Annotated in this window: 21 protein-coding genes; 8 read left to right on the top strand and 13 right to left on the bottom strand. The window is 47.5% G+C overall.

The window, feature by feature from the left end; all coding sequences use genetic code 11:
- Window positions 1-2: 2 nt before the first annotated feature.
- From KNQ05_RS09955 to KNQ05_RS09945, 3 genes are all read right to left on the bottom strand, one after another.
- A complete protein-coding gene (locus tag KNQ05_RS09955) occupies window positions 3-596 on the bottom strand; it encodes a metallophosphoesterase family protein (protein WP_088838131.1) in 594 nt (197 codons plus the stop codon).
- Between the two features lie 63 nt (window positions 597-659).
- Window positions 660-1,070, bottom strand: coding sequence for a carboxymuconolactone decarboxylase family protein (locus KNQ05_RS09950; RefSeq protein ID WP_088838130.1), 411 nt, complete (start codon window positions 1,068-1,070; stop codon window positions 660-662).
- Window positions 1,071-1,156: 86 nt separating this feature from the next.
- A complete protein-coding gene (locus tag KNQ05_RS09945; protein WP_214766398.1) occupies window positions 1,157-2,041 on the bottom strand; it encodes a LysR family transcriptional regulator in 885 nt (294 codons plus the stop codon).
- A gap of 115 nt (window positions 2,042-2,156) precedes the next feature.
- Here KNQ05_RS09945 and KNQ05_RS09940 point away from each other — a divergent pair, with 115 nt between their 5' ends.
- Entirely contained in the window at window positions 2,157-2,939 is a 783-nt protein-coding gene (locus KNQ05_RS09940) for a 3-hydroxybutyrate dehydrogenase (protein WP_214805279.1), read from the top strand.
- A gap of 48 nt (window positions 2,940-2,987) precedes the next feature.
- On the opposite strand, the gene KNQ05_RS09935 is transcribed toward KNQ05_RS09940, so the two are convergent.
- Window positions 2,988-3,482, bottom strand: coding sequence for a YajQ family cyclic di-GMP-binding protein (locus KNQ05_RS09935; protein ID WP_029331969.1), 495 nt, complete (start codon window positions 3,480-3,482; stop codon window positions 2,988-2,990).
- A gap of 106 nt (window positions 3,483-3,588) precedes the next feature.
- On the opposite strand from KNQ05_RS09935, the gene pulA reads away from it, so the two are divergent.
- On the top strand, window positions 3,589-5,598 hold the full coding sequence (gene pulA / locus KNQ05_RS09930; RefSeq protein ID WP_214771696.1) for a type I pullulanase: 2,010 nt from the start codon (window positions 3,589-3,591) through the stop codon (window positions 5,596-5,598).
- A gap of 137 nt (window positions 5,599-5,735) precedes the next feature.
- Window positions 5,736-6,218, top strand: coding sequence for a hypothetical protein (locus tag KNQ05_RS09925; RefSeq protein WP_029331967.1), 483 nt, complete (start codon window positions 5,736-5,738; stop codon window positions 6,216-6,218).
- A gap of 63 nt (window positions 6,219-6,281) precedes the next feature.
- Here the strand turns inward: KNQ05_RS09925 and KNQ05_RS09920 are convergent, their stop codons facing one another.
- Window positions 6,282-6,455, bottom strand: coding sequence for a YycC family protein (locus KNQ05_RS09920; RefSeq protein ID WP_088838124.1), 174 nt, complete (start codon window positions 6,453-6,455; stop codon window positions 6,282-6,284).
- Window positions 6,456-6,563: 108 nt separating this feature from the next.
- Here KNQ05_RS09920 and KNQ05_RS09915 point away from each other — a divergent pair, with 108 nt between their 5' ends.
- From KNQ05_RS09915 to KNQ05_RS09905, 3 genes are all read left to right on the top strand, one after another.
- Window positions 6,564-7,364 carry a hypothetical protein gene (locus KNQ05_RS09915; RefSeq protein WP_088838122.1) on the top strand — a complete coding sequence of 267 codons (801 nt, stop codon included), beginning with the start codon at window positions 6,564-6,566 and terminating at the stop codon, window positions 7,362-7,364.
- 68 nt (window positions 7,365-7,432) lie between these two features.
- Complete coding sequence (locus KNQ05_RS09910) at window positions 7,433-9,541, top strand: MMPL family transporter (protein WP_214805277.1); 2,109 nt, start codon at window positions 7,433-7,435, stop codon at window positions 9,539-9,541.
- 101 nt (window positions 9,542-9,642) lie between these two features.
- Window positions 9,643-10,758 carry an NADH-dependent flavin oxidoreductase gene (locus tag KNQ05_RS09905; protein WP_214805275.1) on the top strand — a complete coding sequence of 372 codons (1,116 nt, stop codon included), beginning with the start codon at window positions 9,643-9,645 and terminating at the stop codon, window positions 10,756-10,758.
- Window positions 10,759-10,918: 160 nt separating this feature from the next.
- Here KNQ05_RS09905 and KNQ05_RS09900 read toward each other — a convergent pair whose 3' ends face one another.
- The 6 genes from KNQ05_RS09900 to KNQ05_RS09875 all read right to left on the bottom strand — a co-directional run bounded on the left by KNQ05_RS09900 (window position 10,919) and on the right by KNQ05_RS09875 (window position 17,515).
- A complete protein-coding gene (locus KNQ05_RS09900) occupies window positions 10,919-11,494 on the bottom strand; it encodes a 3'-5' exonuclease (RefSeq protein WP_214766410.1) in 576 nt (191 codons plus the stop codon).
- Window positions 11,495-11,621: 127 nt separating this feature from the next.
- Window positions 11,622-13,010, bottom strand: coding sequence for an MATE family efflux transporter (locus KNQ05_RS09895; protein ID WP_088838116.1), 1,389 nt, complete (start codon window positions 13,008-13,010; stop codon window positions 11,622-11,624).
- A gap of 180 nt (window positions 13,011-13,190) precedes the next feature.
- Entirely contained in the window at window positions 13,191-14,276 is a 1,086-nt protein-coding gene (locus KNQ05_RS09890) for a site-2 protease family protein (protein WP_088838115.1), read from the bottom strand.
- 99 nt (window positions 14,277-14,375) lie between these two features.
- On the bottom strand, window positions 14,376-14,927 hold the full coding sequence (locus KNQ05_RS09885; protein WP_371816012.1) for a maltose acetyltransferase domain-containing protein: 552 nt from the start codon (window positions 14,925-14,927) through the stop codon (window positions 14,376-14,378).
- A gap of 123 nt (window positions 14,928-15,050) precedes the next feature.
- The gene (locus tag KNQ05_RS09880) at window positions 15,051-15,935 is read right to left on the bottom strand and encodes an SDR family oxidoreductase (RefSeq protein WP_088838112.1); all 885 of its coding nucleotides are present in this window, start codon (window positions 15,933-15,935) and stop codon (window positions 15,051-15,053) included.
- Window positions 15,936-16,162: 227 nt separating this feature from the next.
- Window positions 16,163-17,515 (bottom strand): FAD-dependent oxidoreductase, encoded by a 1,353-nt coding sequence (locus tag KNQ05_RS09875; protein WP_214766414.1) that lies wholly within the window; start codon window positions 17,513-17,515, stop codon window positions 16,163-16,165.
- Window positions 17,516-17,936: 421 nt separating this feature from the next.
- On the opposite strand from KNQ05_RS09875, the gene KNQ05_RS09870 reads away from it, so the two are divergent.
- Complete coding sequence (locus tag KNQ05_RS09870; protein ID WP_088838108.1) at window positions 17,937-18,554, top strand: YitT family protein; 618 nt, start codon at window positions 17,937-17,939, stop codon at window positions 18,552-18,554.
- Between the two features lie 72 nt (window positions 18,555-18,626).
- A complete protein-coding gene (locus KNQ05_RS09865; protein ID WP_088838107.1) occupies window positions 18,627-19,187 on the top strand; it encodes a GNAT family N-acetyltransferase in 561 nt (186 codons plus the stop codon).
- A gap of 439 nt (window positions 19,188-19,626) precedes the next feature.
- Here KNQ05_RS09865 and KNQ05_RS09860 read toward each other — a convergent pair whose 3' ends face one another.
- Window positions 19,627-21,018 (bottom strand): hypothetical protein, encoded by a 1,392-nt coding sequence (locus tag KNQ05_RS09860; protein ID WP_214805270.1) that lies wholly within the window; start codon window positions 21,016-21,018, stop codon window positions 19,627-19,629.
- Window positions 21,015-21,932 carry an FTR1 family iron permease gene (locus KNQ05_RS09855; RefSeq protein WP_088838100.1) on the bottom strand — a complete coding sequence of 306 codons (918 nt, stop codon included), beginning with the start codon at window positions 21,930-21,932 and terminating at the stop codon, window positions 21,015-21,017. The genes KNQ05_RS09860 and KNQ05_RS09855 overlap by 4 nt, the downstream gene beginning before the upstream one ends.
- Window positions 21,933-21,944 lie beyond the last annotated feature (12 nt).

Here is a 21,944-nt window from a genome sequence, read left to right as displayed (position 1 = left end):
TATCATGCTTGGCGGTAGACGATGGATTCTTCCTGTGTGTCGTAGAGCAACCATTCTCGCTCGACGAGAACAGGACCGACATTGACAGCATATCGTTCTTGTTTGATGGAAATCGGAACGTCCAGTTGCGTCGACAACCGGCGTCCGTCGCGAAACAAACCACGTTGATGACTATGACCGAAAAACAATAGTCGTTGTTCGAATTGGGAGGTGTTCGGTATTAACGTATAACTCCACTCGAACTGATCACCGTGTAAAAACAGGACATCGTCACCCACTTGCTTTGTCCGGGGGACCGACCGGAGTCGGTCAAGCAGTCCGGATACGCCGGTTGGGACGATTGAAAAAATCCGTTCTTCTTGGTTCCCGAGTAATGTTTCGAAATCAAGTAGCGCAACATAGTCGAAATCAAGCGTCACGACATCAGAGATGGACTCAAAAGTATGACGACGCGCTCTCTTTTTGCCGATATGGCACTCATGGACGTCGCCGAGCGAAAAAATCGTCGCTTGTGGAGCACGTTTACGGATATCCTGTAGCACGGCGCGCGTATCTGAAAATGAACTATGCAAATCGGCAATCAGTGCATATTGCATCTAGCATCTCTCCCTTGTAATAGGATTATACCCTGCCAGATGCATTGTCCATCCTCCGTTCGCTTAGTCCGTTTCGACAGTGATACCACGTTCTGCGAAAACAGTTTTTGCGACTTCAAGGGCATTTAAGACACGCGGAAAACCTGTATAGGGCACGAGGTGCATGATGGCTTCGACGATTTCATTTCCTGAGAGACCGGCTGTTAACCCCGTGTTGATGTGTAAGGCAAGTTGCGGTTCTGTTCCTTGTGTGACGAGCGTCGAGATTGTGACGAGTGCACGGTCACGGTTCCCGAGTCCAGTGCGACTATACACTTCACCGTAAGCAAAATCTGTAATCCATTCGCCGACGGCAGGTGCGATGTCTTTTAATGACTCTGAGATTTTATCATGTGTGGATTGAGCTGAATTCGCATCTGTGAACTCACTTAATTTTTTGAGACCGACTTCGTGACGTGTTTCATGCGTTGACATAGTAAATAACTTCCTTTCTGAAGTAACGATACATCCCATCATAACGAAAGAAAAATCATGCTACAAATACATGGTTTTTATACATATCATTCTTTTTGTGAATAAGAATCTTGGACGAAACGAATCCACTCCCGTGTGACATACGACTGATAACGTCCGGTCGGGACAGCGACACCTAATTGCCAGGGTACGCGAGTTTCTAACGGAACTGTTTTGACCCCGTTGACTTGAATCCGGTTTGCGAGCGAACGGGGGAGAAGTGTCACGGCATTTTCTTCTGCGACGAGCAGACAAAGGAAATCCCACTGCGAACTGACATGTGTAACAGTCGGTTCAAAACCAGCCGTTCGGCAGGCGTTTAAAACGACGTTATGGAGAGAGAAGGTTTCATTAAACAAAACGAACGGCATCTGTGAAACTTCTTCTAACGCGATGGAAGCGCGTGAAGCGAGCGGATGGTGTTCCGGTAAAAAAAGGTGCAGCTCTTCTTCCATAAAGGGGTAAACGGTTAAGTTTTCATCTGCAGGAAAGACGGTCGCAATTAAATCGACGTCACCCGCGACGATGGCTTTCTCTAAGGCGTGACCGCCGGCCTCGACGATGTCGATTGTTACCATCGGGTACTGTTCTGAAAATTGATGCAACAGACGGGGGAAAAAGAGTGAACCGATTAACGGAGGAAGGCCAATCCGGATGGTTCCTTTTGTTAAGTGCATTACGTCATAGAGATGAGAGGGGAGATCAGAAAGTTGACGTAAGATTTTTTCACCTTCAAGAAGGAGTGTTTCACCAGCGTCTGTCAACACGATTTGTCGTTTACTGCGATCAAATAGTGCAATATCGAGTTCTTCTTCAAGGCTGCGGACCATCTTACTTAAAGTCGGTTGCGTGACATGAAGATAATCGGCAGCACGCGTGAAACTTTTAAACCGGGCGACTTCAGTAAAATATTCGAGTTGTCGAAAATCCATCGTATTTCCTCCTATTCCTAATGGTTATATATAGCATAATAAGGATTCATTTTTATTATTGTTTTTGCAAGCGTACAGTAAAAGAAGTGAAACCGTAAAGAAGGAGTAGATAACAATGAAACAACTTGAAGGAAAAGTAGCGTTAATTACTGGAGCAGCAAGTGGAATCGGTCTTGAAATCGCTGAAGAATTTGCGCAAGAAGGCGCTAAGGTCGTGATTGTCGACTTGCAGGAGCAGGCAGCAAAAAGTGCAGCAGAAGCACTGACGGATAAAGGTTTTGACGCTTTTGCGGTCGCGGGTGACGTAACGAGTGAAGCGGCGATTAAATCGAGTATCGAACAGACGATGGCGCATTACGGAAAAATTGATATCGTCATCAATAACGCCGGCATGCAACACGTCTCACCCATCGAAGACTTCTCGACAGAGACGTTTGATTTGATGCAAAGTATCATGTTACGGGCACCATTTCTCTATACGAAATACGTGTTCCCGATTATGAAAAAACAAGAATTCGGACGGATTCTTAACATGTCATCCATTAATGGTTTGATTGGCTTCGCCGGGAAAGCTGCATACAACAGTGCGAAACATGGCGTGATTGGCTTAACGAAAGTAGCAGCACTTGAAGGTGCGACATCCGGTATTACGGTCAATGCGATTTGCCCGGGTTACGTCGATACACCACTCGTCCAAAAACAATTGTCTTCACTCGCTGAAACGCGGAACGTACCACTTGAGTCTGTCTTAGAAGAAGTCATCTACCCGCTCGTCCCACAACAGCGTTTGTTGCAAGTGAAAGAAATCGCAGATTATGCAATTTTCTTATCAAGTGATAAAGCAGCTGGCGTAACAGGTCAAGCCGTCGTCCTTGATGGTGGATATACAGCGCAATGAGCATAAGTAAATCCCTTCCTCCGACTTGGAGAAAGGGATTTTTGCTGCTTAACGGAAATTGATGAACTGGACGTCGACAGATAATGGTAACTCACGGACGATCTGCATGACTTGTTGCAAGTCATCACGCGATTTAGCCGTGACACGGATTTGGTCATCTTGAATTTGCGTTTTGACTTTTAATTTGGATTCTTTGACGGCATTGTTGATTTTTTTCGCATCATCACGGTCGATTCCGCTCTTTAGGATGACACGTTGACGGACTGTGTTCCCGGCTGCCTGTTCGACTTTTTCATACTGTAAGTTCTTTGTCGGGACTTCGCGTTTAATCAACTTCGTCGTCAAGACGTCTTTGACTTGATCGAGTTTAAAGTCGTCATCCGAGATGAGGATTAAATCCTCTTTCTCAAGTTTCATGTCACTCTTCGAACCTTTAAAATCAAAGCGGTTCGTAATTTCCTTCAGTGCGACTTGCATCGCGTTTTTGACTTCCTCGATGTTGATTTGTGACACGATATCAAATGAATTATCTTTTGCTGCCATATGGCATCTCCCCTTTCGTTCTATTCTCTATTTTAGAGAGGAACAGCGGAAGCGTCCACCACTTTGAAATTTTGTTATAATGAATACCATGAAATGAAAGGGGTGCATGGCTTTGAAACAAACAGCAGATATGTTGACGCTCACGCCAAAGGAGATGGATGAGCGTTATGCCTATAGAGGAATGGACTTGGGTGCGACTTTTGAAGAGACGACGATTCGTGTTCGATTGTGGGCACCGACGGCGGAACGTGTGGTCATCCGTCTGTACCGGACGCTGCGTGCAAGAAAAGTAGAGGAAGTCGAACTGTCAGCCGCTGAACGGGGGACATTCGTCGCAGAACTCGATCGTGCTGTGTATGAAGGTTATTTTTATACATTTCAAGCCATCGTCGACGGTCAGAAAGTCGAAGCGGTCGACCCTTATGCAAAAGCAGTCGGAACGAACGGAAAGCGTGGTGCATTAATCGATCCGTCCAACGTACAACCGGACCGTTGGATTGAGGAGCGACCGATGTTCCATTCGTCACAAGATGCTGTCATTTATGAGTTGCACGTTCGCGACGCGACAAGTCATCCGGCGAGTGGTGTGGTCGAACGAGGTACGTTCCGCGGATTGACGGAAGCAGGTACGCGGACGAAAAATGGTGGATTGACGGGACTCGACTACTTAGCTGATTTAGGTGTGACGCACGTCCAATTACTTCCTATCTATGATTTCGGTTCGGTCAACGAAGCAGCACCAAACGATCCGGATAATTACAATTGGGGATACGATCCGGTCAATTTCTTTGCACCGGAAGGTTCCTATTCATCAAACGCAGATGATCCGAAAGCACGCATCCGTGAGCTCAAAGAATTGGTCCAGGCACTGCATGACCGTGGAATCCGAGTCATCATGGATGTCGTCTTCAACCATACCTATGAAGCAGAAAAGGTTCCGCTTGGTCAGTTCGTTCCGGGTTACTTTTACCGTCAAGCGGCAGACGGAACGCTTTCGAATGGTAGTTTCTGTGGCAATGACACAGCTTCTGAGCGTTTCATGATGCGGAAATTCATCATCGATTGCGTGACGTACTGGGCAAAAGAGTATCATCTCGACGGATTCCGGTTCGACTTGATGGGACTCCACGATATCGAAACGATGAACCAAGTTCGTCATGCACTCGATCGAATCGACCCGTCGATTTTAATCATCGGTGAAGGCTGGGATCTTGATACACCGTTACCGCTCGACCAAAAAGCGAACTATTTCAATGCCCCGCAGATGCCGGGGATTGCACACTTTAATAACGGCTTGCGTGACGGGTTAAAAGGAGATGTCCAAACACCGGAGAACCGCGGCTTTATCAGTGGGGCGTTCGATCGGACGAATGAAGTCAAGCGCGGGATTGCCGGGAACGTTTCATCGCAAGGCTTTGCGGATGAGCCGAACCAAGTCGTCTCCTATGTCGAAGCGCATGACGACTTAACAGTTTGGGACAAGCTCTCTGTCTCACGCCCGGAGGATACGGATGAAGTACGACGTAAGCGTCAAATGCTTGCCAATGCGATCATTTTGACGGGACAAGGGATTCCGTTCCTCCACGCGGGTCAAGAGTTCTTCCGGACGAAGGATGGGATTCGTGATAGTTTCAATGCGGGAGAAGTCGTGAATCGGCTTGATTATGAACGGGCAGAGACATTCAGTTCTTCCGTTGAATATGTCAAAGGGTTGATAGCGATGCGTCGTCAATATCCGATGTTCCGCCTTGAAAATACAGCGATGATTCGCAAACATCTCCGCTTCCTAGAAGAAGGGGAAGGCATCATTGCATATGAGCTGAAGCGGACGTATGAAGGTTACGTCGAGCGGCAACGCGTCTATCATAATGCGACAGATGAAGACGTAACGATTGAATTGCCAAGTGGTGAGTTCGAAGTGCTTGTCGAAAACGGGGCAGTCAAAATTCATGCGCCTCGTCTGCACGAGGAACGGGAATTATTGATTCCGGCACTGACAACGACCGTAGTGGCCGAGCGAAAAGCAGACTATAAAAAGTATGCGGTCGCGGGTGGCGCGGCATTGACGATCATCGGTCTCTTATATGCAGCAAACAAACGTCGAAAAAAAGAGTAACCTAGTATGGCAGTCGCGTTGCGGCTGTCATCTTTTCGTATTAATTCTTTTTAGATAATCCAGTTTTAATTCATCTGATGCGGGAAAATAGATTAAGTAGTATTTAGAGGATTAGTTTTCTGAAAGGGAGCGTCAGCATGTTTGGATTTGATGATATCTGGAAATTTTTCTTATCGTTTTTTCTGTTATTACCGATTGTGACATTAATTCATGAAATGGGGCATTATTTCTTCGCACGATTGTTCGGAGGAAATATGGAAATCAATATTGGGTCAGGCAAGTCATTGGTACGTGTCGGACCGATTCGTTTGAATCGAATTTACTTTTGGGATGGCTGGTGCCAGTATGAGGCACTCCGGCATGAAAATAAATTTACGAACATCATGGTGTACTTGGGTGGTTCGTTAGCGAACGTTGCAGGTATTTTAATCGTCAACGGATTGATTTATGCCGGAGTGTTCGAAGCATCGATCTTTACGTATCAGTTCGCTTATTTCTCCTTCTACTTTGTTTTCTTTTCACTCTTTCCGATTGATCATCCGAATGGATATCCGAGTGATGGGAAAGCAATTGTCAATGTCTTTCGGTACGGCAAGTCGGAGTATAATCCGCAAGCGTAAAAAAAGAGGCCTAGCGCCTCTTTTTTTCGTAGGGATTGGAGTGCTGCTTGTCAGAAGTGGAGCTCAGTTTGTCTCCTCATCACTTGATTCAGTTGCAGCATCCGCTTGTTCGCTCTCGAGTTCGACTAACTTTTGGATTAAGATGTGACGCGGCATATGCATCAATTGTTCGAGTGGTACATTCAGACGCTTCGCGAGCTCGACTGCCGTATCAGCAGAAAGTTGTAATGGTTTCATGAAAGATCCTCCTTTTGATGATTGGTTCTAGTATACAAGACATACAACGCGAGCGCATCGACAGTAGCTAGAAATCAAGAAGGTTGATACCGTAGGAGGTAGGAAGTGATGTATATGTATAAACCAGCGGCTGAGCTGTTGCTCCATGAATCGGTATCGTTATTTGAACGAGTAGGAGAGGAATTCGTCTTGTTTCGAGAGCAAGGAGGATTTACGAAATGCGATGCGGATTTAAAAATAGTTTGGGAAACAGCCTGTGCTTATGTTCCATTCACGTGGTACCTCGAACCGAATGGAAGTCGTGCGTTCATCGTCTTCGAAGAAACGATTGTCTTCGGATTACTTGATTTAAAGAATGGTCAGATAACATATATGAATCGCCCGGATATCTGGGCGGATGCTTGGTTTAGTAACCTGTATGAGTGGAGTGGCAATCAACTGTTCTTATACGCAGCGGAAACGGATATCGTCCGCTTTGATTTGATGACGGAAGCAGGAACTTTTTCAGACTATGAAGAAGCCCCTTTATTAGGGCGCATCGTCGAGCGTGGATACAATGAACAATTGACGTTCGAACGATTTATTGCGCCGGCGACGATCATCTCGTACGATCCCGATCAGACGCGATACGTCATTTGGGATGCGGTCAAGCAAGAAGAACAAGTCATCCCGTTCTCGGACTATGAAGAATATTCACTCGTCGATAGTCAGAAACAATTGTTTTCTGTCACAGATGCGACACGATTTTACCTCTATGAGGATAAACAATTAAAGTTTAAATTTGAAGGGTGTCAGTCGTCCGTATTGTTAAAAAGTCTGTTGCTTGACGAACAGGCAAGACGACTAGCAATCGTTTCGACGTCACCGAATTTCGGAAACACGTGGGTTCAAATTTTTCACAAGACGTAAACACATCCTTTGTCGGTCGTACGAAGGATGTTTTTGCTGTCTAAGTAGAAAAAAGGAGGAGTCGACAGATGGAACGTCTTGGTCAGAAGATTGTTCGTTTTCGAAAAAGCATCAGTCTCGTCTGGTTGATTGCACTGATTGTCCTTGGGTATTTCGCCCTTCAGTTACCCGATCAATTGAAAGGGAACGGCTTCACCCGTGATGGGGAATTTCAACAAGTGGAGCAGGTGTTAGAACAAGAATTTAAGCAAGACCCCCATCAAATCATCGTCTTGTTTGAAGGGGATGAACAAACGATTCGCAAAGAAATGACGCGGCATGTCACGTTGTTTCGTGACATCAAAGGAGTCGGACAGGTCGTTGGACCAACCGAAAATCCACAAGCGATTCGGGACGGCAAAGGATATCTTACGGTCGGGACACCGGACATCGAACGGACATGGGCAAAAGCCATCGAAAACAAGCTGGATGTTCCGAGTGATGTAACTGTCCGTCTAACTGGAGAACCACTGATCGTCGACGACTTGAATACGGCCTCGAAAAACGACTTGGTTCGTGCTGAATTGATTGGTGTTCCAGCGGCTTTACTTGTCTTACTTATCGTCTTCGGGACCCCTTTGGCAGCTGTCTTACCGCTCATCATGGGACTCGTTACGTTCATCTTCGGTGCCGGGATTCTCTATTTTGTCGCGGGACAACAAGAGTTATCGATTTTCGTTCTAAACGCCGTCGCGATGATCTCACTCGCGCTCGGAATCGATTTTTCACTGCTTTACGTCAATCGTTTTCGAGAGGAACAGGGCAAGGGGTATTCGATTGCGCGGGCAGCAGAAGTCTCTGTCGCGACAGCCGGTCGTTCGATTTTATTTTCTGGGATTTGCGTCTTTGTCGGGCTCGCTGGTCTGTTAGTCATCGATGTCGACGTCTTTCAAGCGGTCGCAATCGGGACGCTCGTCTCGGTACTGGGTGCCGTCATTAGTGCCATCACGTTACTCCCTGCTTTACTCGCACTGTTCGGTGCAGGATTAGAAAAAGGACGGATCTTTAAGTCCGGCTCGGATCGTGGTGAACGACGCTGGCGGAATCTGGCGCGCTTCGTCATGAAGCGTCCTGTGGCGATTACGGTATTTTCATTGATATTACTCGTCCCGTGCTTGATTCCATTGCGTGACTTGGAGTTGAACATTCCGCAAGCGAGTGCCCTGCCGGAAGATTATGCATCAAGGCTTGCTTTTGAGTCATGGGAAAAAACGTTTGGGGATGACGGGACCGACGCAGTCGTCTTAGTCGAGGGGGACTTTTCGTCTGAAGCAGGACTCAGTCGTCTCGAGGACGCGACACGACAGTTTCAAGCAGATAGCGGTGTGAAAGAAGTAATTTCCGGCGCGACCTTAGCCGAGCAGAACGGACTCGATTTGCAGCAAGCCGTTCAAATCGAGCAGGCGAAACAACAGTTGACCCCTTGGATTGCGTTTGACGCGGACGTCGCCCGGGTGAACGTCAATTTAGCCGGTGCCCCCGGTGATCAAGCCTCGCAGGACTGGGTCAGGAAAGTCCGGGAAATGGGCTTTACGATTGGTGGTCCTGCCGCTTTCAATCAAGAAATCTACGATGAGATTTATGACAAGATGCCGCTTGCGCTCAGTGTCGTGTTACTCGCGACGTTCTTGATTTTATTGATTGCGTTTCGCTCGATCTTAATTCCGATTAAAGCGATTTTGATGAACTTACTCAGTCTCGGTGCGACCTTCGGATTGCTCGTCATTTTATTTGAATCAGGACTCGTTTTTCCGGCAGAAACGATTGGCATTTTGACGCCGATCTTTATCTTCTCGCTCGTATTCGGTCTATCGATGGACTATGAAGTATTCTTAGTTTCACGGATGGAAGAATATTATGACGAGACGGGTGACAATGACGTCGCGACGGAAATGGGGCTTGCGAAGACAAGTAAAATCATCACATCGGCTGCCTTGATCATGATTGTCGTCACGGGAGCGTTTGCCTTCACGGGTGTCAGCCCGATTAAGCAACTCGGTGTCGGGATTGCGCTCGCGATTTTCATCGATGCGACGATCGTTCGGATGCTGTTAGTTCCAGCCTTGATGAAGTTATTCGGACACTGGAACTGGTGGTGGCCGGGCGGTCGACGGAAACGTCAAACGAAGCTCCACTAAACAAGCGAGCAGATTGGCTAGGCACATCATTAGGCATTTTGAAAAGTCCGAGCGTATACTGACGATATTCAAGTTAAGATTTCAGAGGAGGATATGTTTCAATGGCTAATGAAAAGATGTTTGATACGTTTACACTTCCAAACGGAGTGACACTGAAAAACCGCGTCATGATGGCGCCGATGACAAACTATGCGGCAGAAGAGAATGGTGAAGTTTCGGAAGCGGAACTCGCTTATTATGCAGCACGTTCAGGTGGCGTCGGTGCAGTCATCACAGCTTGTGCCAACGTCACAGCGGATGGACAAGGTTTCCCGAATGAATTCGGCGCAGAGCGTGATGAACTCATTCCAAGCTTAAAACGTCTTGCAACAACGATCCAAGACAAAGGCGCAAAAGCCATTCTTCAAATTTTCCACGCAGGCCGGATGGCACCACCAGAACTCGTCGGCGGACAGACGGTCAGCGCGAGTGCTGTAGCGCCAGAACGTGAAGGTGCCATGACACCACGTGCACTCGAAGCAGAAGAAGTCGAAGCCATCATCGAAGCATTCGGTCAAGCGACGCGTCGTGCGATGGAAGCTGGATTTGATGGTGTTGAAATTCATGGTGCAAATACGTACCTGATTCAACAATTCGTCTCACCACACTCAAACCGTCGTGATGACAAATGGGGGGGCAGCCTTGAAAAACGTTTGGCATTCCCACTTGCTGTCGTCGATGCAGTCGAAGCGGTCGCAAAACAAGACCCATCGTTCATCGTCGGATATCGCTTCTCACCAGAAGAAATCGAAAACCCGGGGATTACACTAGAAGACACAATGCAGCTCGTTGATGTGCTCGCTAAAAAAGACTTAGACTACCTGCACGTCTCCGTCATGGACTTCTTTGCTGGTTCGATTCGTGATCAAAACGAAACACGTTCACCAATCACACTCGTTCAAGAGCGTGTGGGACAACAAGTTCCAGTCATCGGTGTCGGATCACTCCACACACCAGAAGAAGTCGAACGTGCCTTGACAGAAGTGCCGCTCGTCGCACTCGGTCGTGAATTAATCATGGAACCGAACTGGGTCGAAAAAGTCGAAGCAGGAGACGTCGCGTCGATTCGGACAGAACTTGATCCAACAACACAAGCAGAACTCGTGATGCCGGATGCACTGTGGCAAGGAATTATTAGCCGTCCGGGCTGGTTCCCGATTAAACAAACAACAAACTAAACAACGCGCTTAAAAAAAGGAGGCTTCGACGATGTAGTCGAGTCCTCCTTTTAGCATGCAGACGTTTTAAATCGCGTTCCGTCGTGGATCGCTTCCAAAGCGAAAAGCAACCATGAGCGTCATCTTATTGTATCCGAACAAATCGCCTATGAAATAAGAATTAATAAGCGACTTGTCCCATTCGTACACCACAAAATTCGTGGAGGGTGACGGGATGGTCAAGATTTGTCCGGTCGAGCATATCGTTTAGCAACAATGCGCAAATGTAGGCATCTTCCTTTGCATCGTGGTGTTTAAACGATACACCTAAAAACTCGGCCATCGTGTTCAATTTATGATTCGGCAGCCACGGATAAAGTTTACGGGATAGCTTGACGGTGCAGCCATATCGAAATGCGGGGATTTGATACAAGTCATACTTTTGAATTGCTTTTTGCAGAGCACCCATGTCAAATGCTGCATTGTGTGCAACAATCAGTTCGGCACCGGCAATCAAATCATATAAGCCGTGTTGTTCCATCGCTTCCGGTAAAGCAGGTTCGTTCCAAACGTCACTCGGACGGATGCCATGGACCCGAATATTTCCGGCATCGAATTCTTCTTCTGGATTGATCAAGACTTGATTACTCGTAACGACCTGACCGTTCGCGAGGACAGACCAACCGAATGCACAAATACTGCGACTGTTTCGATTCGCTGTTTCAAAGTCGATGGCTAATGTATAGGGTTGTACCATAATCATCACTCCTTTTCTTAGAGCATACCGTATTCAGACTTAGAATGCATGTTCGTATTTCGGCCCAAGCATCTTTTTTTCTCAAGAAACCCGCTCACATGACATGTGAACGGGACGGCGATGATAATTATTTAGCTTGAACGGCTTCAGGTGCTGGGTCTGTATATTCTTGGGGCTTAAAGAGCATGACCCGGTCGCGATAAGCAAAGACACTCGCAGTCAGGACTGCCATCAAGTCAGCAATCGGAAAGGCGAACCAGACACCGCTGACGCCGAAGAACATCGGTAAAATCAACACGAGTGGAATCGTGTAAAGTGTTTGACGTGATAAAGAAAGGAAAAGCGCGACACGGGCTTTCGCGAGTGATTGATACATGCCGTTAATGATCATCTGAATCCCATAGACAAACGAGACGGCGAAAAGAATCCGCATCGCGGTCGAACCATCATCGAGCAGTGCGGTATCATTCGTGAACATTCCGACCCAGAAGCGTGGGAAGAGTTGAATCAATAACCAAAGTGTAATCGATAATGACAGACCGTACCGCATCGCAAGTTTGATGGCGAGCGACATGCGGTCGAATTGTTTCGAACCAAAGTTGTAGCCGACGATTGGTTGCATCCCTTGGACGATTCCCATGATCGGCATCCCGACGAGCGCCATGAATTTGTTGATGACGGCGAAGGTCGCAAGTTCCGTCGTCCCCCCGTATCGGACGAGCATATGGTTGACGGTGATGAACAAAATCGATTGGGAAACTTGCATGATGAAGGACGACGAACCGATTTGCGACATCCGGACAACGAGCTTTGGTTCAAAACGGAAGGCTTCACGGTCTAATAGGAGACTTGTCTTTTTCTGTTTCGTAAAGAAGAATCGGAAAATCAAGATGGAACCGACGATTTGAGCGACGACGGTCCCGAGTGCCGCTCCTTTAATGCCCCAATCGAATCCGAAGATGAACAAAGGGGTCAAAATCGTATTAATCGCGACAGTTGTCAACATGACACGCATTTGATAGTTGGCGCGTCCTTCTGCCCGTAACATCGCACTTGATGCCATCGTCAACATGAAGAATGGGGAACCGAACAGCAAAACACGCAAGAAATCGATGCTGTATGGCATGATTTCATCGGTTGCCCCGAAGACACGCAACAATGGCTCGACGAAGATGAAGGCGGAGACGATGGCGAGCATACTGACGACGAACACGACCATCAAGACATTCGCATATGCGCGACTGGCTCCGATTAAATTTTTTTGACCGAGTCGTTGGGAGGCAATCGCGGCACCGCCGATTCCAAGTGAATTAGCAATCGCCATCAAAACGAGTTGGACGGGAAACGCGATTCCGACGGCAGCGACAGCAATCGTCCCAATTCCTTGGGCGACAAAAATCGTATCGACGATGTTATAGAGCGCAGTGACGAGCATACCAATCATCGCCGGGAGCGATAATCCAATCAATAATTTATTAATGGGTGCATCTCCCAATTGGGCAGTATTCTTATTCATCAGTAGGAGAGCCTCCTTTAAGGTAAGTACGTTGACTTTTACTCAGACTAGTCGCTTGGGTCGGCAGATGCAAGAAATCACTCCAGGCAATGTGCAAAGAGGAACTGTTCTATCCTTGTGACGAATCGGTATGAAAACAAAAACACTCCGGCAAAAGTACAGTGACGGAGTGTTTGCGCGTTAAGAGGGTAACGGTAAATAGCCTTTTGAGTATTCGAAAGCGAGGAAGAGAATCGCTCCGAGTGCCAAATAGGCAACTAACGTAATCGCTTGTTGTTTTTTCGGCATCTGGTGGTACTCAACCGATTTTTCCGCTTCAAGCAACGGTTCGATGCGTTGGTCGAGTCGACGCAGCAAGGCATCGTAATCATTCGCCGAATCATATTGATAGCGTAAGAGTTCGTCAGCAGCTGGTTTTGCTTCTTCCGGACTTGCACTCCGCAGACTTTGCAAGTCATGGCGTAAAGTCCATGCAATCGGATCATAGCTCGATGTAGCGGAGACTGTAGTCTCACCTGAGTCGAGTTGATCGCTCTCAGCCGGTTCAGCGATTGGCTGTTGTTCCTGTTCCGCTTTTGCTTGTAAAACACGGTTGCGGGCTGCCCGGTACAACATCAGGACGGATTGATTGTCTTCGTATTGTTTCGCAAAACGGTACCGTTTCCAGACGGCACTGCCGCCGAGGAAAGCGATCAACAATAAGATGATGCTGAAATGGGTGAGACCGTAGGCAATCAGGGCAGCGAGTCCTGCAATCCAGACGACGATCGGCAGACCAGCTAAAATCCGTCCGCCATCGAGCGGACTGACCGGGAGTAAATTGAATAGATTGAGCAGGGCACCTAAGTGGAAGATAACGAGCCAAAAATCATTTCCTGTCACGGCATATCCAATCAAAAGCGGGATAAGGGAGAGCAGTCCGGCGAGCGGACCCCCGTAGGCTAAGATTGCTTCTTGTTTCGGCGTTCGGAATGTATCTTTGATCCCGATGACGGCCCCCATGAACGGAACGAAAATCGCTGGTCCCGTCTTAAAACCCAGGCGTTTTGCAGCAGCTAAATGTCCCATCTCATGAATGAACAATAGGTAAAGCAAACCAACACCAAACCAAACACCAAAAATTTGGGCATAAAAGAGAAGCGAAATACCGAACGAAATCAGCGTTCCTCCGAACTTCGAAAATTTTAAGAGTGCAAGGACGACCTTTCCTTTCGAGAGCAAAAATGCTCCGGCGACGGCAAGGCCTCCCCAACGTTTTTTATCCATCATGAATTCCTTCTTCCATAAATATGACGTTCTGTCTCTAGTGTACGCCAAATTAAGAAAAAAAGTTTCATTTGCCGCCGGTTCAGTCTGTTTCCCATATCAAATCGTTTTGAGGATCTTAGCAGGGTTTCCACCCACGACCGTATTCGCAGGGACATCTTTAACGACGACGCTCCCGGAAGCGATGACCGCATTATCGCCAATCGTCACACCGGGATTAATGACAGCTCGTCCGCCGATCCAGACGTTATCCCCGATGACGACGGGTTTGCCGAATTCATACCCACTATTTCGTTCGACAGGATCTAACGGATGCGTCGCTGTATAAATGTGGACGCCCGGAGCAAGCATACAGTTGTCACCGATCGTAATCGGGCAAATGTCGAGCAGCACACAATCGTAATTGGCATAAAACCGGGCACCAAGCGTGATGTTGTAGCCATAATCACATTTAAAAGACGGTTCGATGTAAAAATCCGTTTGTTCCGTCCGGAAAAGTTGTTGCAGGAGAGATTTTCGGTCGGGCAGCTCTTCGATGCTCAGTTGGTTGAATCGATGACAAAGCATCTGCGCCCGTTTCCGGTCCGCCACGAGCTCCGCATCCCCGGCTAAGTACAACTGACCTTGAATCATCTTTTCTTTTTCTGTCACATGAATCATCTCCTAACGGTATGTATATCTTCATTAGACTAAATCGGACGGGGAGAAGCAACTGATACCAAAAAAAGCGGTTTTGATGTCGCCATCAAAACCGCTTTTTACTCTGGGATTCAATTAAGCAAGTTCAATTCCGCCTGTCACACCATAAATTTGTGCCGTGACATAACTGGCATCGTCAGACGCGAGGAAGACATAGACGCTCGAAAGTTCGACCGGTTGACCACTTCGTTTGAGTGGTGTTTCTTGTCCGAATTCCGGAATGTTTTCGCTCGGTTGACCACCTGAGATTTGAAGTGGTGTCCAAATTGGACCCGGTGCGACCGAATTAACGCGGATGCCTTTTGGCGCAATTTGTTTCGCGAGGCCGCGTGTGAATCCATTGATGGCAAATTTCGTTGAGGCGTAATCAAGTAAGTTCTCACTCGGATTGTATCCTTGAACAGAAGTTGTCGTGATGATTGAAGCGCCTTCTTTTAGAAGTGGGAGAGCGGCTTTAACGACCCAAAACAGCGAGAAGACATTAATTTCATATGTTTTCCGAAGTTGTTCTGTTGACAGATCCATGATGTCCTCGACAGCTTGTTGTTTTCCGGCGACGAGTGCAAGGATGTCGAGTCCGCCAAGTGAATCATGTGCCTCTTTGACAAGTTGCTGACAGAACGATTCGTCACTTAAATCACCTGCGAGTAAGTACGCTTTTTGACCAGCTGCTTCGACAAGTGCTTTTACTTCTTCTGCATCTTGTTGTTCTTCCGGGAGATAGTTCAGGAAGACATCTGCTCCTTCACGGGCATAAGCAATCGCAGCAGCACGTCCGATTCCTGAATCACCGCCTGTAATCAACGCTTTCTTACCTTTTAGTTTACCTGAACCTTTGTAGCTTTCTTCTCCACAATCCGGAAGGGGTTCCATTTTTGCCTGGACAGCCGGTGGCTCCTGATACTGTTTTGGGAAATCATCGTTGAAGTGTTGTGTAAGTGGATTTTTAGACTGTGACATGAACTGGTTCCTCCTAGGTAGTGGTTTGATTTGCATAAGAAGTATGTTCCCTGTCATTTCACGTTTAAACGTCAACTTATTAACCAAGTGAAGTTTTTATTAGAGCGAAAAGGCTGCTCGATAAGGCTATAGCAACAAATAACTGAATGCGAACGAAGGGCGAATAAAAAAATCGGAGTCCACAGGTGTGAACTCCGATTTTTACTAAAGATAAGGTGGATGAGCGATCAGACGCGTTCTGCTGTCAGCTCTTTCATCCCTTGTAGAGCTGCTTGATTCAGTAAGTTCCACGGTTTGTTGTAGTGCGGTTGGAAGAAGAAGTCGACGAAGGCCAGTTCTTCAAGCGTCATTTCATTTTGAATCGCGACCGATAACGTATTCATCGCTTGCGTCAAATCGACCTTCGAAATAATTTGGGCACCGACGACGCGATGAGAGTTTTGTTCAAAAACAAGTTTGAGTTGGACGTCTTCTGCAGTCGGCATAAATTCAGGTCGATACGCATCTGTGACGGTTGTACTCATGACTTCTAGTCCAAAGAATGGAGCAGCATCTTCCGTGACGCCGGTCGACGCGATATTTAAGTCATATAACCGGAGACCGGACGTCCCTTGCGTCCCTTGGTAACGAATCGTCGGGGCAAGTAAGTTTTTCCCGACGAGCGTTCCCATACGGACGGCGTTCGTCGCGAGTGGAATATAGGCATGTGTCCGGGCCGGATTGTAGTAGACGGCACAGCTGTCACCGGCAGCAAAGATATTCGGATTACTCGTCCGCATATAGTCGTCGACGATGATGGCACCGTTCGGTAACATATCGATTTGTCCTTTTAAAAGCTCCGTACTCGGACGGAAACCGACACAAAGAATGACGAGATCGGTCTCGAACGTTCCTTTGTCCGTGACGACTTGTGTGACGTTTCCGTCTACGCCGGTAAAGCTTTGAACAGTCTGGTTCAACTCGAGCTGAATGCCGCGATCTGTCAATTCACTTTCAATGATATCCGTGAATGAACGATCGAGGTATTTATTTAAAATCCGGTCGGCACTGTCGATGAACGTCACTTCTTTGCCGTATGCTTCAAACGCTTCAACGAGTTCAGCACCGATGTAGCCGGCACCGACAACTGTAATCCGCTCGGCATCCGTTGCTTTTTTGATGATGGTTTGAGCATGGTGGTAGTTTTTACAAAGTTCGATTTGATTCAGTTCAATGCCCGGTAACATCGGAATGATTGGCCATGAACCTGTTGTCATGATTAATTTGTCGTACGTATCGTGAACGGTTTCACCCGTCAGAAGATTTTTCGCAAGAATCGTTTGGTTCGTACTATCGATTTCAAGGACATCATGTTTCAAGCGCATCGTTGCTCCGAGGTCAGCCAGCTCGTCAGGTGAAGAGTAGAAGAGTGACTCGGCATGCTCAACGACACCACCGACGTGAAGGGCAATCCCGCAAGAGAGAAATGAAACGTTATCGTTTCGTTCATAGACTGTGATTTCAAGGTTTTCGTTCGTTGCCGTAAGCTCTTTGACTGCTGCTGTTCCTGCATGTGTACAACCGATGACTGCTACTTTCATGAGTAAAGTCCCCTTTTTGTTTAATTGTGATATTAATCACATTCGATTTGATAACCTTAGTGTAATACTTCACAATGTCGGTTTCAAGTAGTTTGTTCATAATTGAGCATAGTTTTGTCTGAATTGTGAATTTGTGAACAAAGAGGTAATGACTTATAACGTTTTTGTTAAAAGTCCGTAAAAATGTTTTAGTTTCTGAAGTTCGGGTTATAATAAGATGGAGAACTAAATGAAAGGGTGGAAACCGATGGATACCGAGAGGACCGATCATCTATTTAGCTTACCTGATTTTTAGCATCGCTGGTCTTACGTAAACAAGACAGTAATGGTTAAAAAAATCAGGGAGAGCGAAAATAGATGAATACCCAAACGGCAACAATAAAACCTCTCCCATGGAAGATACGGGAGAGGACAATAAAACATGAAACGAATCGCAACCATCTTAGCAGGAACGTTACTTATGGCGTTCGGCTACTATACTTTGAATGAACAGTTTGGATTAGCAGAAGGCGGATTTATCGGGTTATCTTTATTAGGACGGTATTTCTTTGATATCAATCCATCGATTTCGATGATCGTGCTCGACATTCCATTTTTTATTGGAGCACTTTATTTTAAAGGAAAACGCTTTGTCAGTGAGGCACTTGTCTCAGCAGGTGCACTATCGCTCTTTTATGAGATGTGGCATCAGCTCGATTTGTTCCATTTCCCGGAACAGGCCTGGCCGGCAACGTTAATCGCCGCCATTGCGAGTGGGATCATCACGGGATACGGACTTGGTCTTGTGTTGAAGAGTGGTGCTGCGACCGGTGGTGACGACCTTTTATCAATGGGCCTTAGCAAAGTGACAGGTTTATCGATCGGGACGATTTTATTTAGTCTCGATGCAATTGTTCTTGTCATTTCACTCGTCTACTTGCCAGTCAGTTTGACGCTTTATACGTTACTTGCAGTTGCCATCGCGGGACGCGTCGTCTCAGTCATGACACGCGAACCGGTTACTGTACCAGTAGTTAGACCAGCGCCACAACTGAAATAAATAAAATCCTTCCTGACATCAGGAGGGATTTTGTTTTAGGATAAAAAGAGATAACGAGAAGGGGGCTACCCAATGATTAGACAAGCGACTGCGGAAGACGCCGATCAAATCGCACCATTGATTGAACAGGCGATTCATGAAATTGCCGAGACACTGACCGGAACGCAGGAGAAGGAATTGATTTTGGAACGGCTTGCGCTGTTTGTGACGCAAACGGGAAACCGGTTAAGTCACGAGAACATTCTCGTCAAGGAGCTCGATGGGCGCGTCGTCGGCATCGTCATCGCATATGCGGGAGTGGATGCAGCGCAGTTGGATGAACCGATTAAACGTCAGCTCCTCGCGTGGACAGGTCAAGAGATACAAATTGATCAAGAGACGGAAGGAAACGTCTTTTATCTCGATACATTGTCGGTCGATCCGGCATATGGCGGAAGAGGAATCGGGTCTGAGCTGTTGCAGGCAGCAGCGGACGAAGGGGAGAAGCGTGGATTACGCGCGTTTACGTTAAATGCCGATCAGACGAATGCTGGGGCGCAACGTCTCTATCGACGTCTTGGATTCGTCCCGGTCAAGACGATTGAAATCAGTGGCGGACAATTTGATTACATGGAGCGACCGTATGCAACTTGAATGATGAGTGAAGTACTTTGAATTCATTTCAAGATTCGTTGATACGCAGACAAGACTTCGCTTTCCGCGGGCGAAACGTGAGCCTCCGCGTCGCCTGCGCGACTTACGGGGTCTCACCTGTTCCGCTTTTCCCGCAGGAGTCTTCGTCTTGTCTGCTTCTCAACGACGTTTTGTTAAGCTGTTAAAATCCATCCATCAAGAATCTGAAATCAAAAAATCACTCGCTTCACGCGACTCCTACAGGAAAAAGCGCAAGACGACTTGCGCTGTCAGAGACAAACAAGACCCGATTTTCTGCCTCATGGAGGCAGGAAAACTGGCTTGTGTCTCGCCTGAGGAAAGCGCGTGGAAAAGAGTGATTTTTTACGTTTACTTCAACTAATAGGTTAAGAAGCAATCATTTTCTAATCATCTGAAAAAAATAATGAAAAAAGAATTTTTATCTCGGAGCTTCTTCATTCAAGTTTAACCGGTACAACCGCGCCTCCGCATCCTCCGGTTCAAACCGGGGGTCACTCGTGAAGCAGAAAACCTCCGTCACTTCAATCGATACATCTGCCACCCGCAACTGTTTGAGTAATCGTCCGGTCAGGTAAACTTCCGCTGATTTAGGCTCCGCCCGCCATTTGCTGACAGATCCAATCGGAACGATCGTAGCGTCAGGACGTGCCATCAAAAACTGGCGGTCTTCTTCATCCGTAAAGATGGTCGCTGACGCCGGTAAACCGGTAATGGCATCCGCCAACTGGATAGTTGCCGGTTCAATTGTCGCTTGGCGGTACAAGGCGATACTTCCCATCACCAATTGAATACATAAAAATGGGACGAGCCAACGCACTGACAGATGGCGAACAAGCAGGAAGACGAGCAGTAAGACGAGAGGTAAAACATGGCGTGGTTTATCAATGTTTTGGGCCAACCAGACCCAAAGGAAATAACCAGTACCGGTGACGCTCCACCAAAGAGGAAGCGGACGGATTCGTTGGCAGAATAAGAATAGCCCTGAAGCAAGACCGAGCCAACTTGTAAATCCTAAACCATGCCAAACGATTTGTTTGAGTGTCAATCCAAGTCGTTCAATCAACGAGGCTTCGTCCGTTTGTGCCGTACCGCCCCAGTCCGAAAAGTGACCCGTCACGAAACTGAGTGACAATTGAGCGAAGGACGCGGGTCCCCCGACCGAGAAGGCGACCGGTAACAGCCAGGCAAGTTGTGCCAGGAGTAACGTCGCCAGTTCGGACAGGAGTTGCCAGTAGTCTTTTCGGGTTTGCCAAAGTAAAAAGAGTAACACGATTCCGAACGGCGCATAGGATAATCGTGTTGCCATCAACAGTCCGAATAAGAGGTACGGCAAAAGACGGAAATGACCGTGCCGAGCACGTTCGACACTCCACATGAAACAACAGAGGACACCAAGTGCAAGACCATCCGACATCCCGGTCGCAGAGATGACGACGAGTGAAGCAACCGAGATGACAGTGAAAGCAGCTAGTAAACGTGCCGTATCAAACGACTGACGTTTCAACAGCAAATATAACGGAATCAGTCCGCTCGTGAAGCCAAGCGTCGAGACGATGCCAAGCGCACGGACGGGTTCAAGCCCGAGTCGTGTGAGACCTGTCGCGAGTAAGATGAAAAACGGGTACCCCGGAAAATGTGGCTGCAAATTCGCCAAATCATACTGTCCAACCGCTAACGTAAAGTTGGCGATGTCGTAGCTTGCGACAAACGGGCTGACCAGATAAAGATGAACACCCAGCAATAGTGAGATGGCGAAACAGAGCGTGAAAAAAAGCGATCGTCCAAGTAGACGATCGCTCCGAACGGTCAAGAAACCTCCTGAAGTTTTTTGGCTGCTTTTGGTGTTCGATTTTGACGCATCAGCATGAAACCGGCAAACGCGAAGTAGCCCCACCAGGCGATCACTTGCTCAAGTGATGGATTATGGCTGTAGCCGAACATCGCACCCATAAACGTACCGATTTGTCCGCTGATTAATGTCGGATTGCCTGTATCGCGCAAATATTGAATTTGGTCGATGTAGTGTTCCGGCATAAACCCGACGATGTTATACAAGGCTGCCGGTGTTCCATCGGCATTCGTCAACAGGCTTCCGAGCAGTCCAAGGTCTTGGAAACGTCCAATCGTTTGGACGAGCATGCCGGCAGCAATAAACAGAATCAGGATGCCTGTCACTTGGAAGAAACGTTTGACTGGAATCTTCATCGTTCCGGAAACGAACAGGTAACCGAAGATTAAGGCGAGCAAGAGACCGGACACGGCACCATAACTCGTCAAGACTTTCTCGATTTCACCGCCGGAAATGGCAGCGAAGAAGAAAACCGTCTCGATGCCTTCTCGGACGATGACGAGGAACGAATGAATGATCATCGTGATGGCACTGCCTGTCGAGACCGCCGCCGCGACTTTTGCCTGCGAGGCCTGTTGGTTTTCTTTCGCCTCTTTCCCCATCCAGAGCACCATGTGTGTCAGTAAGATGACGGAGATCATCATGATACCAAGACGCAAGTACGTGTCGCTACCGAAGCTTGCGAAACTCGTAAAGACGACTTGGAATAAAAAGGCGACACCGAGGCTCGCGAGCAGCGCAAGTCCGACTCCGGCATAGACCCATTTTTTATATTGCGGTGCGTTGAGTCGATCGAGATAGCCGAGAATCAAACCGACGATCAAGACAGCTTCGAGACATTCACGAAGCGTAATTAAAAACGCTTGAAAATCCATCGTCCTTCCTCC

The sequence above is a fragment of the Exiguobacterium sp. s125 genome (genome assembly GCF_018618605.1).
Lineage (GTDB): Bacteria > Bacillota > Bacilli > Exiguobacteriales > Exiguobacteriaceae > Exiguobacterium_A > Exiguobacterium_A oxidotolerans.
This window is presented reverse-complemented; position numbering and strand designations above follow the sequence as displayed.

Bases quoted from the DNA above. Each gene is read 5' to 3' on its own strand.
- KNQ05_RS09955 (WP_088838131.1), bottom strand. From the start codon at position 596: ATGCAATATGCACTGATTGCCGATTTGCATAGTTCATTTTCAGATACG.
- KNQ05_RS09950 (WP_088838130.1), bottom strand. From the start codon at position 1,070: ATGTCAACGCATGAAACACGTCACGAAGTCGGTCTCAAAAAATTAAGT.
- KNQ05_RS09945 (WP_214766398.1), bottom strand. From the start codon at position 2,041: ATGGATTTTCGACAACTCGAATATTTTACTGAAGTCGCCCGGTTTAAA.
- KNQ05_RS09940 (WP_214805279.1), top strand. From the start codon at position 2,157: ATGAAACAACTTGAAGGAAAAGTAGCGTTAATTACTGGAGCAGCAAGT.
- KNQ05_RS09935 (WP_029331969.1), bottom strand. From the start codon at position 3,482: ATGGCAGCAAAAGATAATTCATTTGATATCGTGTCACAAATCAACATC.
- pulA (WP_214771696.1), top strand. From the start codon at position 3,589: ATGGCTTTGAAACAAACAGCAGATATGTTGACGCTCACGCCAAAGGAG.
- KNQ05_RS09925 (WP_029331967.1), top strand. From the start codon at position 5,736: ATGTTTGGATTTGATGATATCTGGAAATTTTTCTTATCGTTTTTTCTG.
- KNQ05_RS09920 (WP_088838124.1), bottom strand. From the start codon at position 6,455: ATGAAACCATTACAACTTTCTGCTGATACGGCAGTCGAGCTCGCGAAG.
- KNQ05_RS09915 (WP_088838122.1), top strand. From the start codon at position 6,564: ATGTATATGTATAAACCAGCGGCTGAGCTGTTGCTCCATGAATCGGTA.
- KNQ05_RS09910 (WP_214805277.1), top strand. From the start codon at position 7,433: ATGGAACGTCTTGGTCAGAAGATTGTTCGTTTTCGAAAAAGCATCAGT.
- KNQ05_RS09905 (WP_214805275.1), top strand. From the start codon at position 9,643: ATGGCTAATGAAAAGATGTTTGATACGTTTACACTTCCAAACGGAGTG.
- KNQ05_RS09900 (WP_214766410.1), bottom strand. From the start codon at position 11,494: ATGGTACAACCCTATACATTAGCCATCGACTTTGAAACAGCGAATCGA.
- KNQ05_RS09895 (WP_088838116.1), bottom strand. From the start codon at position 13,010: ATGAATAAGAATACTGCCCAATTGGGAGATGCACCCATTAATAAATTA.
- KNQ05_RS09890 (WP_088838115.1), bottom strand. From the start codon at position 14,276: ATGGATAAAAAACGTTGGGGAGGCCTTGCCGTCGCCGGAGCATTTTTG.
- KNQ05_RS09880 (WP_088838112.1), bottom strand. From the start codon at position 15,935: ATGTCACAGTCTAAAAATCCACTTACACAACACTTCAACGATGATTTC.
- KNQ05_RS09875 (WP_214766414.1), bottom strand. From the start codon at position 17,515: ATGAAAGTAGCAGTCATCGGTTGTACACATGCAGGAACAGCAGCAGTC.
- KNQ05_RS09870 (WP_088838108.1), top strand. From the start codon at position 17,937: ATGAAACGAATCGCAACCATCTTAGCAGGAACGTTACTTATGGCGTTC.
- KNQ05_RS09865 (WP_088838107.1), top strand. From the start codon at position 18,627: ATGATTAGACAAGCGACTGCGGAAGACGCCGATCAAATCGCACCATTG.
- KNQ05_RS09855 (WP_088838100.1), bottom strand. From the start codon at position 21,932: ATGGATTTTCAAGCGTTTTTAATTACGCTTCGTGAATGTCTCGAAGCT.